The 13,656-nt window shown below is 52.3% G+C and carries 13 protein-coding genes and 1 riboswitch; of the genes, 7 read left to right on the top strand and 6 right to left on the bottom strand.

All coding sequences use genetic code 11. The features are described 5' to 3' along the window. Nucleotides 1–31 precede the first annotated feature (31 nt). Nucleotides 32–1,975 carry a TonB-dependent receptor gene (locus tag ACWWD9_RS13585; RefSeq protein ID WP_455867289.1) on the bottom strand — a complete coding sequence of 648 codons (1,944 nt, stop codon included), beginning with the start codon at nt 1,973–1,975 and terminating at the stop codon, nt 32–34. 150 nt (nt 1,976–2,125) lie between these two features. After that, nucleotides 2,126–2,341, bottom strand: a riboswitch (cobalamin riboswitch). A gap of 86 nt (nt 2,342–2,427) precedes the next feature. Here ACWWD9_RS13585 and ACWWD9_RS13580 point away from each other — a divergent pair. Beyond that, nucleotides 2,428–2,658, top strand: a complete 231-nt coding sequence (locus ACWWD9_RS13580) for a hypothetical protein (protein ID WP_013440983.1) — start codon at nt 2,428–2,430, stop codon at nt 2,656–2,658. Then, a complete protein-coding gene (locus ACWWD9_RS13575) occupies nt 2,655–2,960 on the top strand; it encodes a cell division protein ZapA (protein ID WP_013440984.1) in 306 nt (101 codons plus the stop codon). The genes ACWWD9_RS13580 and ACWWD9_RS13575 overlap by 4 nt, the downstream gene beginning before the upstream one ends. A gap of 292 nt (nt 2,961–3,252) precedes the next feature. Here ACWWD9_RS13575 and ACWWD9_RS13570 read toward each other — a convergent pair whose 3' ends face one another. Next, nucleotides 3,253–3,612 (bottom strand): DUF2237 family protein, encoded by a 360-nt coding sequence (locus tag ACWWD9_RS13570; protein ID WP_013440985.1) that lies wholly within the window; start codon nt 3,610–3,612, stop codon nt 3,253–3,255. A gap of 139 nt (nt 3,613–3,751) precedes the next feature. Between ACWWD9_RS13570 and ACWWD9_RS13565 the strand changes: the two genes are divergently transcribed. Both ACWWD9_RS13565 and ACWWD9_RS13560 read left to right on the top strand, forming a co-directional pair. Beyond that, nucleotides 3,752–4,213: an EVE domain-containing protein gene (locus ACWWD9_RS13565; protein WP_015829179.1), complete on the top strand. Its 462-nt coding sequence runs from the start codon at nt 3,752–3,754 to the stop codon at nt 4,211–4,213. 1 nt (nt 4,214) lies between these two features. Beyond that, the gene (locus tag ACWWD9_RS13560; RefSeq protein ID WP_455867288.1) at nt 4,215–4,778 is read left to right on the top strand and encodes a pyridoxamine 5'-phosphate oxidase family protein; all 564 of its coding nucleotides are present in this window, start codon (nt 4,215–4,217) and stop codon (nt 4,776–4,778) included. Between the two features lie 92 nt (nt 4,779–4,870). On the opposite strand, the gene ACWWD9_RS13555 is transcribed toward ACWWD9_RS13560, so the two are convergent. Continuing rightward, a complete protein-coding gene (locus ACWWD9_RS13555; protein WP_455867287.1) occupies nt 4,871–5,941 on the bottom strand; it encodes a cytochrome D1 domain-containing protein in 1,071 nt (356 codons plus the stop codon). A 237-nt stretch (nt 5,942–6,178) separates the two neighbouring features. Then, nucleotides 6,179–7,690 carry a threonine ammonia-lyase, biosynthetic gene (gene ilvA / locus ACWWD9_RS13550; RefSeq protein WP_455867286.1) on the bottom strand — a complete coding sequence of 504 codons (1,512 nt, stop codon included), beginning with the start codon at nt 7,688–7,690 and terminating at the stop codon, nt 6,179–6,181. A 68-nt stretch (nt 7,691–7,758) separates the two neighbouring features. Between ilvA and rpiA the strand changes: the two genes are divergently transcribed. The 3 genes from rpiA to ppx all read left to right on the top strand — a co-directional run bounded on the left by rpiA (nt 7,759) and on the right by ppx (nt 10,927). Further along, a complete protein-coding gene (gene rpiA / locus ACWWD9_RS13545; protein ID WP_013440990.1) occupies nt 7,759–8,415 on the top strand; it encodes a ribose-5-phosphate isomerase RpiA in 657 nt (218 codons plus the stop codon). Between the two features lie 181 nt (nt 8,416–8,596). After that, a complete protein-coding gene (gene phoU, locus ACWWD9_RS13540; protein ID WP_013440991.1) occupies nt 8,597–9,304 on the top strand; it encodes a phosphate signaling complex protein PhoU in 708 nt (235 codons plus the stop codon). A gap of 132 nt (nt 9,305–9,436) precedes the next feature. Continuing rightward, nucleotides 9,437–10,927 carry an exopolyphosphatase gene (ppx, locus tag ACWWD9_RS13535; RefSeq protein ID WP_015829183.1) on the top strand — a complete coding sequence of 497 codons (1,491 nt, stop codon included), beginning with the start codon at nt 9,437–9,439 and terminating at the stop codon, nt 10,925–10,927. Between the two features lie 149 nt (nt 10,928–11,076). On the opposite strand, the gene ppk1 is transcribed toward ppx, so the two are convergent. Continuing rightward, a complete protein-coding gene (gene ppk1 / locus ACWWD9_RS13530) occupies nt 11,077–13,161 on the bottom strand; it encodes a polyphosphate kinase 1 (RefSeq protein WP_013440993.1) in 2,085 nt (694 codons plus the stop codon). Nucleotides 13,162–13,259: 98 nt separating this feature from the next. Further along, on the bottom strand, nt 13,260–13,532 hold the full coding sequence (locus ACWWD9_RS13525) for an oxidative damage protection protein (protein WP_015829185.1): 273 nt from the start codon (nt 13,530–13,532) through the stop codon (nt 13,260–13,262). Nucleotides 13,533–13,656: the final 124 nt, after the last annotated feature.

The following is a 13,656-nucleotide window of genomic DNA, read 5'->3' as shown; positions in this document are numbered from 1 at the left end:
TTGTGAGATTGCGGCTTTATAGTGTATTAGGCTAGAGGTCTATTTTCATGCCGATGCGCCAGGTCCTTGAAAAGTCAACAGGGTAAATGCTACCGATGGTCGGACTATCATCGCCTACTTGTATCGCATTTTTATGTTCAAAAATATTATTGATAGAAGTAAATACCTGAAATTTTGAAAATGCATAAGACGCGGCAAGATTGGTTGATTGGTAACTAGTTTGCTTATGTATAAAATTATTTCTGAAGTCATTGAGAGCGTAGGAAGGAGCTCTCCATACCTGGCTAAGGTTTACATAAGCATTGTCCCAAAAGCGATATCCGATATTTCCGACAATGCTGTGCTTGGCAACGCCAGGTAAATCATTGCCATTAAATGCTCCATCGCCCTCATTTTCCCGGTCAATGACGGCTCGGGTATATGTGTAAATAATCGAGGTAGTGGCGTTTTCAGTGATTTTGTATTGGTCTTGCAATTCCACGCCGTATTTGTGGGATTTATCAATATTCGTATTGAAGCTTGTATTGAAATCCCCAGTATTGAAATAGTAAATTTCATCATGTAACCACGATTTGAATACTGTTAGTTTGAGACGATTTTGAGATACAACATGATTGAATCCAATGTTCAGGGTTTTTGCTTTTGCTGGATTGATAAAGCCATTAAAAGTGCCACCAATGAAAAAACGGTCAACACCAGGTGCCTGGAAGGCACTGTTGTAATTTGAAAAAATGCTCGCTTGTGGGCTTATTTTGTAATTCAAACCGACATCCCAAGCGTTCAAAAGCTGGCTGTCCTCCAGCTTGGTTCCCGGTTCTTTATATTCGTATTTTACTTGTTCACGGCGGGCGCCTGCTGAAAAAGTCCAGTCATTGATTCGCCATTCAGTCTGTAAAAACGCAGCTAAGTTGTCTTTGTCAGTTGAATTGTTTCCAAAGGTAGATTTTGTAATTCTGTTGCCTTGAAATTGTTGTAACCCACTCACTATGCTGAATAAGGGAGTTTGGTAAGTGATTGCCATGTCATTCGAGCGATAGTCATAATTGCCTGAGAAGCTAAAGAAGTCAGAGAGTTTGTCTTCCTGTATATGGTTTGCGGTGAATTTCCAATTCTCTGTAAGTTGGTAATCAATGCCGATACGCCAAGTATCGGAGTCCAGTGCTTGATGGGTGTAGGGTCTGCTGCCGCCGCTTTGGCGCGGATCAGCATTGAACTGTTCACGTGTAAGAGAGTTGTTATAGCGAATATCGTTGCGCGAACTGGTACCTTCAAAATTCAGACGAAGGCCATCAATGGGTTTAATCGCAAGCTTGATGTTTTGTGAGGTACCCGAGAATTTATCTTTATTGCCATTGATATCTTTTTTGCTGAAGCCATCATTGCTGTCATCAGTAGCTGTTGCAGACAGATCAAAATATTGCTCGGAAATGCCTGCTGCGACCGTGCCAGTTTTGCTTCCAAAATTTCCGGCAGATACGGTTGCTGACACTCCAGTACGGTTTTTTGTATAAATCTGGATAGTCCCTGCCATGGCGCCATCACCGTAAATAACCGAGCCGCTACCTTTGGTAATTTCAATACGATCAATATTGCTTAACGGTATGGCACCCAACATCGCGGGGTTCATGTCTATGCCATTCAGGCGTTGCCCATCAACAGTGACGACAATATTTTGATATCCATTTTCACTGCCGTATCCGCGCATATCAATGGCAGGCGTTATTTTGTTGCCAAAGTTAGAGAGCGTGGTCACCGAGGTGTGTTGAGCCAGATAATCATACAAGCTTGTAGCCCCAGAGTTTGAAATCATCTGCTGCGTATGGATCTCTGATGAATAGGTGGTTTCAGTATCTTTACGTTCCAGTTTGTTTGCGGTCACCAGTACGGTTCCGAATTCAAGACTGTCTTGAGCTTCCGCATGGACGCCCGTCGTAAACAGCAAGCCTATCGTACTTGCCAGTATGGTTTTGTTCATGAATACCCCTTTGTGTGCATGCGACCCCGCATGCGAGAAATAAAAAGGGAATACCGTGAGGGAAGCTGTTGAATCTATCCGGAACGAAGGCGCAATATGAAATTAAGTTACGTGCGATTCGCTGCGAAAACCGTCACCCCGCGGTATTGCCTGCTTGTGAGCTATCGGGCCGGTCTCCGGGCTTATACGTTTTGTTCATTCGCCTTCCCATGCATATGCACAGTGGCTTGTTGAATGAACCGCACGTAATTACCGTTGCGGGGGCAGCACAGGAATAGTTGCTCGATTAATCGTCAACGCACCTGTTTCCCAGTTTCACCCGGTTTGCAGAGCAGCAAATCGGGCACCAGATAACGTGCATAGGATTATACGTGATGCAAAAAATTTCACCAAAGTGAGATTAAAACTTAACGTGTTGTAATACTTTCAAAAATGCTCGTTAGCAGTTGACCATGCAAGCTTTTTACAATTATAGTGCCGATATGGAATCCGATCTGAAAGCCCTCGAAGACAAGGTAGGTGAGCTGGTGCAGCTTTACCATGCCGTGCGTTCGGAGAATCTGCAATTGCGTCAGGAGCTTGCCCAAAGCCGTGATGAATCTCGCCTTTTGAAAGAGCAAATGTCCAAGGCCGGCAGCCGGATCGAGGCTCTGTTAAGCCAATTGCCAGAAGGTAGCCTATGAGCGAAGTGCGTGCAGTTGATGTCAACATCATGGGGCGGGAGTTCAAGGTTTCCTGTACGGATGATGAGCGTGAAGGATTGATTTCAGCCGTCACGTATCTTGATCGCAAGATGCGTGAAATTCGCGATACCGGCAAGGTGATTGGCATTGAACGTATTGCGGTGATGGCTGCCCTCAACATGGCGCATGAGCTTTTGACTACCCGTAGCGGCGGCTTTGACATCGGGGATTTGAAGCGTAGAATGATGTCCATGCAGGAACAGATTGACGAGGCGATTGCCGAGCAAAACAAGTTGTTCTGATCAAAAATTTTCTTTTGCCATGTCTGTCATGGCGCCAGTTTGTTCCCTGCGGTATTGTTTAGGTCATAAATTCCTTGAACTAGTCTTTGGCATCGGTTTCGGTGTGTTGATTCACTGTTGAGCGCGCTCCTAATGTGGGTGTACCTGATGTGTTCCACGCTGTTACCACTTGAACCTTTTGGTTCAGGATGCTGGCCTGGGTGATGCTTGCGGGGAACTCCCACATTGCAAAAAGCACGTGATTCCAATGGAACCCCGTGCTTTTTTTATGGCGATGTCCTGATGATTTGGGTTATCGCAGTTCGTGGTATTTCAAATCTCCCAGACTCACAATCTCCAGCGCACGCTCGTGCGTGGCTTCCAGGATCACCGGCGGCGCAAACCCTGCCTCTGCAGCTTCATGCCAGCGGGCGGCGCACAAACACCAGCGGTCACCGGGTTTCAAGCCTTCAAATCCATATTCAGGTCGTGGCGTACTAAGGTCATTTCCCCGGGATTGGGAAAATGCCAGAAACTCTTCAGTGACTTGCGCGCAGACGGTGTGACTGCCTGTGTCTTCGGGGCCGGTTTCGCAGCAGCCGTTACGGGTGAAGCCGGTCAATGGTTGAGTGCTGCAGGATTGCAGCGGGGTACCTAACACGTTTTTTGCCATGGTGCAGTTCCTGTATCAGTGCTTGGTGTGGGTATACTCCTCGATCTTGAAATGCAGAACCGAGAAGCTGGTTGGGCTTTGACGTTACGCCATTGAGTTGGATTATCATACGTAAAACTGAACGTCATAGAGAAGAAAAATGCGATATTGGTTAATGAAGTCTGAGCCCGGCGATGTGTCGATTGATGATCTTGCCGGTTTTCCCAATCAAACGGTGGACTGGTATGGTGTCCGCAATTATCAGGCACGCAATTTCATGCGTGACCAGATGAAGGTCGGCGATGGCGTGCTGTTTTACCATTCCAACTGTGCCGAGCCTGGCATTGTCGGCATCGCCGAAGTGAGCCGGCTGGCCTATCCTGACCGGTTGCAGTTTGTTGAGGGGCATAAATATTATGACCCCAAGGCAACGCCAGAAAATCCCCGCTGGTTCAATGTGGACGTCAAGCTGGTGCGTAAAACCCGTCTCTTGAGCTTGAAGGAAATGCGCGAAACACCGGAGCTGGAAAGTCTGCGCATTCTGCAGCGTGGTAATCGTCTTTCCATCACCCCGGTAGATCCGCGCGAATGGAATTTCATCATGAAACTGCTGGAAGCCTAGCATGAGCAAGCAGTTTGACGCGCTTGGCCAGGAGCACATGGAGTTCATCTGGCAGCAACCCATGTTCTTTGTGGCTACTGCTGCGCCGGAAGGCCGGGTCAATCTCTCGCCCAAAGGTTTGGATTCATTGCGCGTGCTGGATGCCAACACCGTGGCCTGGCTGAATGTGACGGGCAGCGGCAATGAAACGGCTGCGCATCTGCTCGAAAACCCGCGCATGACACTGATGTTTTGTGCGTTTCAGGGCAAGCCGCTGATTTTGCGTCTGTATGGGCAAGCGCAAGTGGTGCATCCGCATGATCGGGCCTGGAATGACTGGGCCGCCCGCTTTGAGCAGCTGCCGGGAACACGCCAGATTTTTATATTAAAAGTTGATCTGGTGCAGACTTCGTGCGGCATGTCCGTGCCCTTGTTCAGTTACCAGGGCCAGCGAACCCAGTTGACGCAATGGGCAGAAAAACAGGGCGAAGCGGGCATGCGGCGTTACTGGCAGGACAAAAACCAGCGCAGTCTGGATGGCAAACCAACCGGGATTTTTGGTCCGGATCTGTTTGATCCCATTTAACTGTTTTTTCATACTTCGCGTGCAAACTTGAAAAGCAAAAAAGCCCGCAATTGCGGGCTTTTTTGTACTGATCGAAACTACCAGTCAGTGATTTATGGCTGATCCAGGCTACCCATGGATTTGGGATAAGTAACCAGGCCCCAAGGCATATCCTTGTCGGTCACGCGTTTTACGACATCCAGCGTCGTCGCATCAAATACCACCACTTCGTTGGATTTGCCGCATGCCAGCAGAATCTGCTTGTCATCAGGTGTGAAGCTGAAGTGCCAGCAACGATCACCGGTGGTAACAGACTTCACCTTGCTGTAGGTCTTGGCATCGTAGACTTCCAGGGCTTTTTCCTTGGAGGTGGCGACATAGATGTGCTTGCCATCGCGGTCATAGGCGATGCCGTATGGGCCCTTGCCGGTATCTACAGTCTTTAACACCTTGAACTTGTCATCCAGCACGACAAACTTGTTGCCGAACTCCAAGGTGGCGACATAGGTTTTGCCATCAGGGGAAACCTTGATGCCACGTGGGCGTTCGCCGTATTCCTTGGTCTTGACGGTTTTCAGCAACTTGCCTGTGGCAATGTTGTGGACGGTGATGGTGTTGTCAGCCTCATTGGTGATAATCAGCTTTTTGCCGTCCTTGGAGAATTCAATGCCTTCGGTTTCCGGGCCGCCGACAATCTCACGGATTTTCTTGCCTTTTTTCAGATCCACAATGGCGATGCGGGCTGGCTCGTCGTCATCATCGTCATCTTCCTTGGCTGAGGGTTCACCTGGTTTTGGTGGTGGGCCGCCTTTGGAGCTGGGCTCAAACGATACAAAGGCGAGGTCGCCCTTGATGCGCACAAATTCGGGGTTTTTGCCGATGTCGATATGCTGCACCAGCTTGCCAGTGGCGGTATCGATCACCGAGATATTGCCATTTTCCTTGTTGGCGGTGATGAGCAACTTGCCATCCGCCGTGACGCCCAGGCCACGTGGTGCCTTGCCCTGAATGTCGATGGTTCTGCTGGTTTCCAGCGTATCCAGATTGATGACGCTGACACCGGCATCCTGATTGGTCACATACGCGATACCTTTGTCGGCCATTGCCGTATGGCTTGCCAATAGTCCGCTGGCTGCCAGGATCAAGGTGGCGCTAAACCTCATGACGAGGGGGGTAGATTTCATGCTGACTCTCTCCTTCTTACGTGGTGGTTGACGTGCTTTTTATGATCTGTTGTAGGCAACGTCAAAATGCATAGGTTCATTGCCGTGCAGCATGCCTGGAGGCATTGCACGGGGCCGCTGACATCCATGCAAAAATCATGCTGGAAAATTAATTCGAATTATTTCAGCTACTTGAAGAAATCCCCCAAAGAAACTGGCTGTAAGCAACCACCACTTTGGTTGCTTACAGCCAATGGCCTAGCCTAAAAATAATTCATAGGCGGGGTTGTGGCTTTCATTCCAGTAGGGGTAACCCAGGTTCTGCAGGAAGTCGGCAAATGCCTGCTGGTCTTCAGGCGGAACCTGCATGCCGACCAGCACGCGGCCGAAGTCTGCGCCGTGGTTGCGATAATGAAACAGGCTGATGTTCCAGTTATGCCCCATGGTGTCGAGGAAATTCATCAACGCGCCGGGTTTTTCGGGGAATTCGAAACGGTATACGCATTCATGCTTGGCTTGCGGGGCATGACCGCCGACCAGATGGCGCAGATGCAGCTTGGCCACTTCGTTGTCGGTCAGGTCCAGCGTGGCCAGGCCATGCGCCTGCAGCATCTCGACCAGTGCCCGCGACTCCGCTGGATCCTGAATGGCAATGCCGACATAGATGTGGGCGGCCTGTGGATCGGAGTAGCGATAATTGAATTCGGTAATGCTGCGGCCACCCAGCAGGCGGCAGAAGGTTTTGAACGAACCCGGTTTTTCCGGAATGGTGACGGCCAGCACGGCCTCGCGCTTTTCGCCGATTTCGGCGCGCTCAGCGACAAAGCGCAGGCGGTCAAAATTGATATTGGCGCCAGAGGCAATGCCAATCAGCGTTTTGCCCTGCAGCTGGTGACGCTTGGCGTATTCCTTAAGTCCGGCGGTGGCAAGCGCACCTGCAGGTTCCAGAATCGAACGCGTGTCTTCAAACACATCCTTGATGGCGGCGCATATGGCGTCGTTATCGACCAGTATCATTTCATCCACATACTCACGTGCCAGGCGGAAGGTTTCTTCACCGACCTGCTTGACGGCGGCGCCATCGGCAAAAAGTCCGACCTGATCCAGCATCACACGCTGGCCTTGATCCAGCGAAAGCTGCATGGCATTGGCGTCGTTTGCCTCTACGCCGATGATCTTGATCTCCGGGCGCACCTGTTTGACATAAGCGGCAATGCCGGCAATCAGGCCGCCGCCACCTACGCAGCAGAAGATAGCTTCGATGGGCTCTGGATGCGCATCCAGGATTTCCATGGCAATGGTGCCCTGGCCTGCAATCACATAAGGGTCATCAAAGGGGTGTACAAAGGTCAGGCCTTGTTCCTGCTCCAGCTTGAGCGCATAGGCATAGGCGTCTGAGTAGGAGTCGCCTTGCAGCACGACTTCGGCGCCGCGATTTTTAACTGCATTGATCTTGATCATGGGCGTGGTGGTCGGCATCACGATCACGGCACGGCAATTGAGCTTTTGCGCGGCGAGGGCGACACCTTGGGCATGGTTGCCGGCTGAGGCAGTGATCACGCCACGTTGCAATGCATCGGCGCTGAGATGCGCCATTTTGTTGTAGGCGCCGCGGAGCTTGAAGGAAAAAACCGGCTGCATGTCCTCGCGCTTGAGCAAAACCCGGTTGCCAATTCTGGCAGAGAGATTGGGCTGAAACTCCAGTGCGGTTTTGCTGGCGACGTCGTAGACGCGCGCAGAGCGAATTTTTTCCAGGTAGTCGTTTTTCATTAGGGGGCCGGGCGTGTATGATTCAAGTTTGGACGTGATTATAAAGAAAACAGGTAGGTAAAAGTAAAATGGCAACACAAGACGAATTGAAACAACAAGTAGCGAAGGCCGCGGTTGAATACGTTAAGGGCGGCATTATTGGGGTAGGCACCGGCTCTACTGCCAACTTTTTTATCGACGAACTGGCCAAGGTCAAAAGCAAGATTGATGGCGCGGTAGCAAGCTCGGAAGCCACTGCACAGCGTTTGCGCGCCCACGGCATTGAAGTATTTGACCTCAATAGCGTGGATGGCATGGAAATCTATGTCGATGGCGCCGATGAAATCACCGAGCACATGCACATGCTGAAAGGCGGTGGCGGTGCTTTGACCCGCGAAAAAATCGTCGCAGCCTGTGCCAAGACATTTATCTGTATCTGTGATGCCAGCAAGTATGTGCCTGTGCTGGGCAAATTCCCGCTGCCAGTAGAAGTATTGCCCATGGCCCGCAGCCACGTGGCACGCGAGCTGACCAAGCTGGGCGGTCAACCCAAGCTGCGCGACTTTACCACCGATAACGGCAACATCATTCTGGACGTGCATGGCCTGGAAATCCTCAACCCGGTTGAGATGGAAGCCAAGATCAACCAGATCGTGGGTGTTGTCACCAACGGTTTGTTCGCCGCGCGTCCTGCAGATGTTCTGCTGTTGGCCACGCCGGAAGGTGTGAAGACATACAAGCGCTAATGACGCGCCGCTGCTGAGAGGGTCTGGTGCTTGCGCCAGGCCACTCAGTCCGATAATTCGGGAAGATGAAGCGGTTGGGGGTTGTGCGGGCAGACATCAAACTGTCACATTCGCTGATTACACTACAGCGCTCACTTGATGACTGACCTGCGCTCTACATACTGAATAAAGGATCTGCGCTATGCAATTTGAACATACTTTCAAGCAATACGATGCCGAACTGGAAGCCGTCCGCGCCAAAGTGCTCCAGATGGGTGGCCTGGTGGAGCAGCAGATCGTCAATGCGCTGGATGCATTGGTGAATGCCAACGCCAGTCTGGCCGAAAGCGTCATTGCCAACGATCACCGCGTGAATGGTCTCGAAGTGCAGGTGGATGAAGACTGCAGTCATATCATTGCCCGTCGCCAGCCCGCTGCCGGCGATTTGCGCATGATCATGATGATGGTCAAGACCATTACCGATCTGGAGCGTATTGGTGACGAGGCAACCAAGATTGCCCGCGTTGCCCAGAAAATCTACGAATCCGACCGCATGTACACCCCACGGTTTGCTGAAATCAAAACCATGGTGGGCCTGGTGCGCGAAATGCTGCGTACTTCGCTGGATGCCTTTGCCCGCCTGGACGTCAGCAAGACTGTGGATGTTGCCCGTCAGGATGAGCAAGTGGATGAGCAATTCCGTGCCGCCATGCGTCAACTGATCACCTTCATGCTGGAAGATCCCCGTACCATCTCCATGTCACTGGAAGTGCTGTTCGTGGCCAAGGCGGTGGAGCGTATCGGTGACCATGCCAAAAACATCGCCGAATACGTGGTGTACATGGTAAAGGGCAAGGATGTGCGCCATACCAGCATGGAAGAAATGGAACGCGAAACGCTGCAGTCCTGATTCCGAGAGCCTGCACAGCAAACCCCGTCTCTCCAGATCACCGGAAGACGGGGTTTTTGTCTTGAGGTCCGCCAATCGGGCATTTCAGGATTTATACTAAGAATTCATCACCTCATATCTCCAAAGGTTGTTTTGGCTACACAAATACCGGCACCTACTGAAATTGCCGCAGTAGATCTAGGCTCCAACAGTTTCCGTCTGCAATTGGCCAAAGTGGTCGATGGTCATCTTATTTTTCATGACTCCCTGCGCGAAGCGGTGCGGTTGGGTGCTGGCCTGGGCAAAGACAAACGCCTGGATGAAGACGCGCAGCGTCGCGCCATCGAGTGCCTGAAGCGTTTTGGCGAACGCCTGCGCGGTTTGCCGCCGCATGCCGTCCGAGCCGTGGCAACCAATACCTTTCGTGTTGCCAAAAATGCACCACAACTGCTGAAAGAGGCCGAAGCTGCCTTGGGCTTTCCGATCGAAATCATCGCCGGGCGTGAAGAAGCCCGCATGATTTTTGTGGGCGTCAGTCATTGCCTGCCGCTATGCGAACACAAGCGGCTGGTGATTGATATTGGCGGCGGCTCCACCGAGTTTATTGTGGGCGAGGGTGTTGAGCCTATCCAGATGGAAAGCCTCTATATGGGTTGTGTCAGTTACAGCCTGCGGTTTTTCCCGGAAGGCCGCCTGACGGAAGACAACTTTGAGCAGGCTCGCATTGCAGCCGCGACTGAAATTCAGGCAATCCGCAAAAATTTCTCGTCATCCAACTGGCAGGAGGCGGTGGGCTCCTCCGGCACCGCGCGTTCCCTGGGAGAAATCATTCGTCTAAATGGCCTGAGCGATGGCAGCATCACCTATGAAGGATTGCGTTTTATCCGGCAGCAATTGATCAAGGCGCGCGATATCAAGAAAATCGAGCTGGCCGGTGTCAGCGCAGATCGCGCGGCGGTATTGCCGGGCGGCCTTTCCATCATGCTGGCGGCATTTGAGGCGCTCAACATAGACAAGATGACAACTGCCGACACCGCGCTGCGTGAAGGCGTGCTGTATGAGCTGCTGGGCCGCATTCATCATCATGACACCCGCGAAGCGACGGTGAGCAGCTTCATGCGGCGTTACCATGTGGATGCGGCCCAGGCCAAGCGCGTACACAGGCTGGCGCTGGATTTGCTGGCGCAGGTGAGTGACCAGTTGCGCATGGACGTGAGCAAGGCAGAAAATTACCTGACCTGGGCGGCCAAATTGCACGAAATTGGCATTTCCATCGCCCATAGTGGCTATCACAAGCATTCGGCCTATGTGATTGAGAATGCGGATATGCCCGGCTTTTCAAAAATGGATCAGGAGACCCTGGGCTTTCTGGTGCGGGCGCAACGCCGCTCACTCGCCAAGCTGGCGGTGCCCATGTTGTCGGACGACCATTGCCTGCTGGTGCTGATTTTGCGTCTGGCGGTGCTGTTCCATCGCAGTCGCCTGAGTGACAGGCAGCCCAAACTTGGCCTGAAAGGGCATGGTCAGCGCTTTGAGTTATCAGTGGAGCCAGGCTGGCTGAGTGAAAATCCGCTCACCGATGCCGAATTGCGTAATGAAGTGGATTACTGGCGCGAGATTGGCATCAGCCTCACCCTTGCTTGATGGTCAGGATTTGAGGGGAGAGATCAGGAATGGGCGTTGCGCGTTGAGGCAATGCCCAACATTGACTGGTTTAAGTCCAAGGTAAATCAGATAAATCAGGTAAATCAAATGCGCCCGCCAAAGGAGACTTCCTTGGCGGGCGCATTTGCTTAGATCTCCGGTGGCAGATCCTGCCCGAGTTCCTGAATCAGGAAGTTCTGCGCGCTGAAGGCGGTGCCGCGACGTGCCGGACGCAGTTTGTAGGTGCCATCAGGCAACATTTCCCAGGCGTTCGTATTGTCCTTGAGGTAAGGCTCCAGGCCCTCGCGGATTACACGCTTTTTCACCTTGGCATCCAGTATCGGCAGGCATACTTCAATCCGGCGGAAGAAGTTGCGGTACATCCAGTCGGCACTGGCGAGGTACACATCCTCAGCCCGGTTGTTGTAGAAGTAGAAAATGCGGGTATGTTCCAGGAAGCGCCCCACAATCGATCGCACGCGGATATTGTCAGATATGCCGGGAATGCCGGGTTTCAGCGCGCAGACGCCGCGCACGATCAGATCAATTTCCACGCCTGCCGCTGACGCGTCATACAGCGCGCGGATGATATCGGAATCCAGCAGGGCATTCATCTTGGCGATGATGCGCGCTTTTTTGCCGGACTTGGCGATCTCCATCTCGTTCTGGATGGCCTTGATCAGGCGTTGGTGCAGGGTGAATGGCGATTGCCACAGATGGCGCAACTTGCTCGCTTTGCCCAGACCGGTCAGTTGGGCAAACACATCATTCACGTCTTCGCAGATTTCTTCCTGGCAGGTCAGCAAGCCAAAATCGGTATACAGACGGGCGGTACGCTGGTGGTAATTGCCAGTCGACAAGTGCACGTAGCGGCGCAGCTTGTCATCTTCACGCCTAACTACCATGGCCATCTTGGCGTGCGTCTTGTGGCCCACTACGCCATAGATCACATGCGCACCGGCATTTTCCAGTTTGGCGGCCCAGTTGATGTTGGCTTCTTCATCGAAACGCGCCAGCAGTTCCACCACGACCGTGACTTCCTTGCCGCGGCGCGCCGCCTCAATCAGCGATTGCATCAGGGTGGAGTCAGCGCTGGTGCGATAAAAGGTCTGCTTGATCGCCAGCACCGTAGGGTCTTCCGACGCCTGCTTGATGAACTCGATGACCGGGTTGAACGATTGGTAAGGATGATGCAAGAGCACATCGCCCTTGCGGATTACCTTGAATATGTCAGCTTCCTTGGCGAATTCCTTGGGTGCGCTGGGGGTATAGCGGGCAAACTTCAGCTCTGGGCGATCCACCCAGTCTGGTACTTGCATCAGCCGCACCAGATTGACGATGCCATTCACCTGATAGAGGTCTTCTGGCCCCAGGCCAAACTGGCCAAGCAGGAAGGACGACATGGCCGGTGGGCAACTGTCGGCGACTTCCAGCCGCACAGCGTCGCCATACTGGCGGTGCGAAAGCTCGCCCTGCAGGGCGATGCGCAAGTCTTTGGTTTCTTCATCGTCCAGATTGAGGTCGCTGTCGCGTGTCACGCGGAACTGGTAGCAGCCTTTGACCTGCATGCCGGAGAACAGCTCATCCACATGCGCATGCAGGATGGATGACAGGAAGACAAAGCCATATTCGCAACCTGCGATATCGCTGGGCAAGCGAATAACTCGGGGCAACGCGCGCGGCGCTTGTACCACGGCAACGCCGGAGTTGCGGCCAAAGGCATCCTTGCCTTCGAGCTCTACCGCAAAATTAAGGCTCTTGTTCAGTACGCGAGGAAACGGATGCGATGGATCCAGCCCGATAGGCGTGAGGATGGGCATCAGCTCGCGGAAGAAATAATTGCGTATCCATTCGCGCTGGGTATCGTTCCAGTGTCCACGACGCAGGAAGCGGATATCGAGCTGGGCTAATTGTGGCAGCACGATGTTATTGAGGATGTTGTACTGGTGATCAACCAGCTCGTGGGATTCGCTGCTGATTTTTTCAAATGCCTGCTTGGGCATCAGGCCATCCGGGCCTACATGCAGCGAGTTGTATTTGATTTGCTCTTTGAGTCCGGCTACGCGAACTTCAAAAAATTCGTCCATATTGCTGCTGAAAATACAGAGGAATTTGAGGCGCTCAAGCAGCGGGACACGTTCGTCTTCGGCTTGGGCCAGCACGCGGCGGTTGAAGGCAAGAATGCCGAGTTCGCGATTTACAAAGTATTCTGGGCTCAATTTGAGTGGGAACAAAATTAAAACCTCACTCTACTGATGCAATATGACAAAACGATGACTCATGTGAAGGTTTTGTAAACACATGGGTCATCGCTCATGATGGCGTTTTTTAATTAATCTTTAGGTGGAACATAGCCAGAAGCGGTATCTGCCCCGCTGCCAAAAAAGTAGGCTTCGGTTTGCTGGGAGAGATATTTGCGTGCTTGCGGGTCCGCCAGGCTCAGCCGGTTTTCATTCACCAGCATGGTTTGTTGCTTGAGCCAGCCAGCCCAGGCTTCTTTGGAAACGTTTTCATAAATACGTTTACCGAGCTCGCCAGGGTAAGGGGGGAAATCCAAGCCTTCCGCGTCATGTCCCAATTTAACGCAATGTACAGTCCGTGCCATAAGTGTTCTATCTCGCAAATGCCAAAACGACATGATAACGCATGGGGTATGCCGGGGGTAGCTCTGCTTGGGCCTGGAAAGGCGCGGGCGGGATGGAAAGAGAGGGCGTGAGGCAGGTGCTGCC

The organism is Methylovorus sp. SPW-M1, assembly GCF_053848825.1.
The sequence above is the reverse complement of the archived record's forward strand: the minus strand, read 5'-3'. Positions and strand labels throughout refer to the sequence as shown.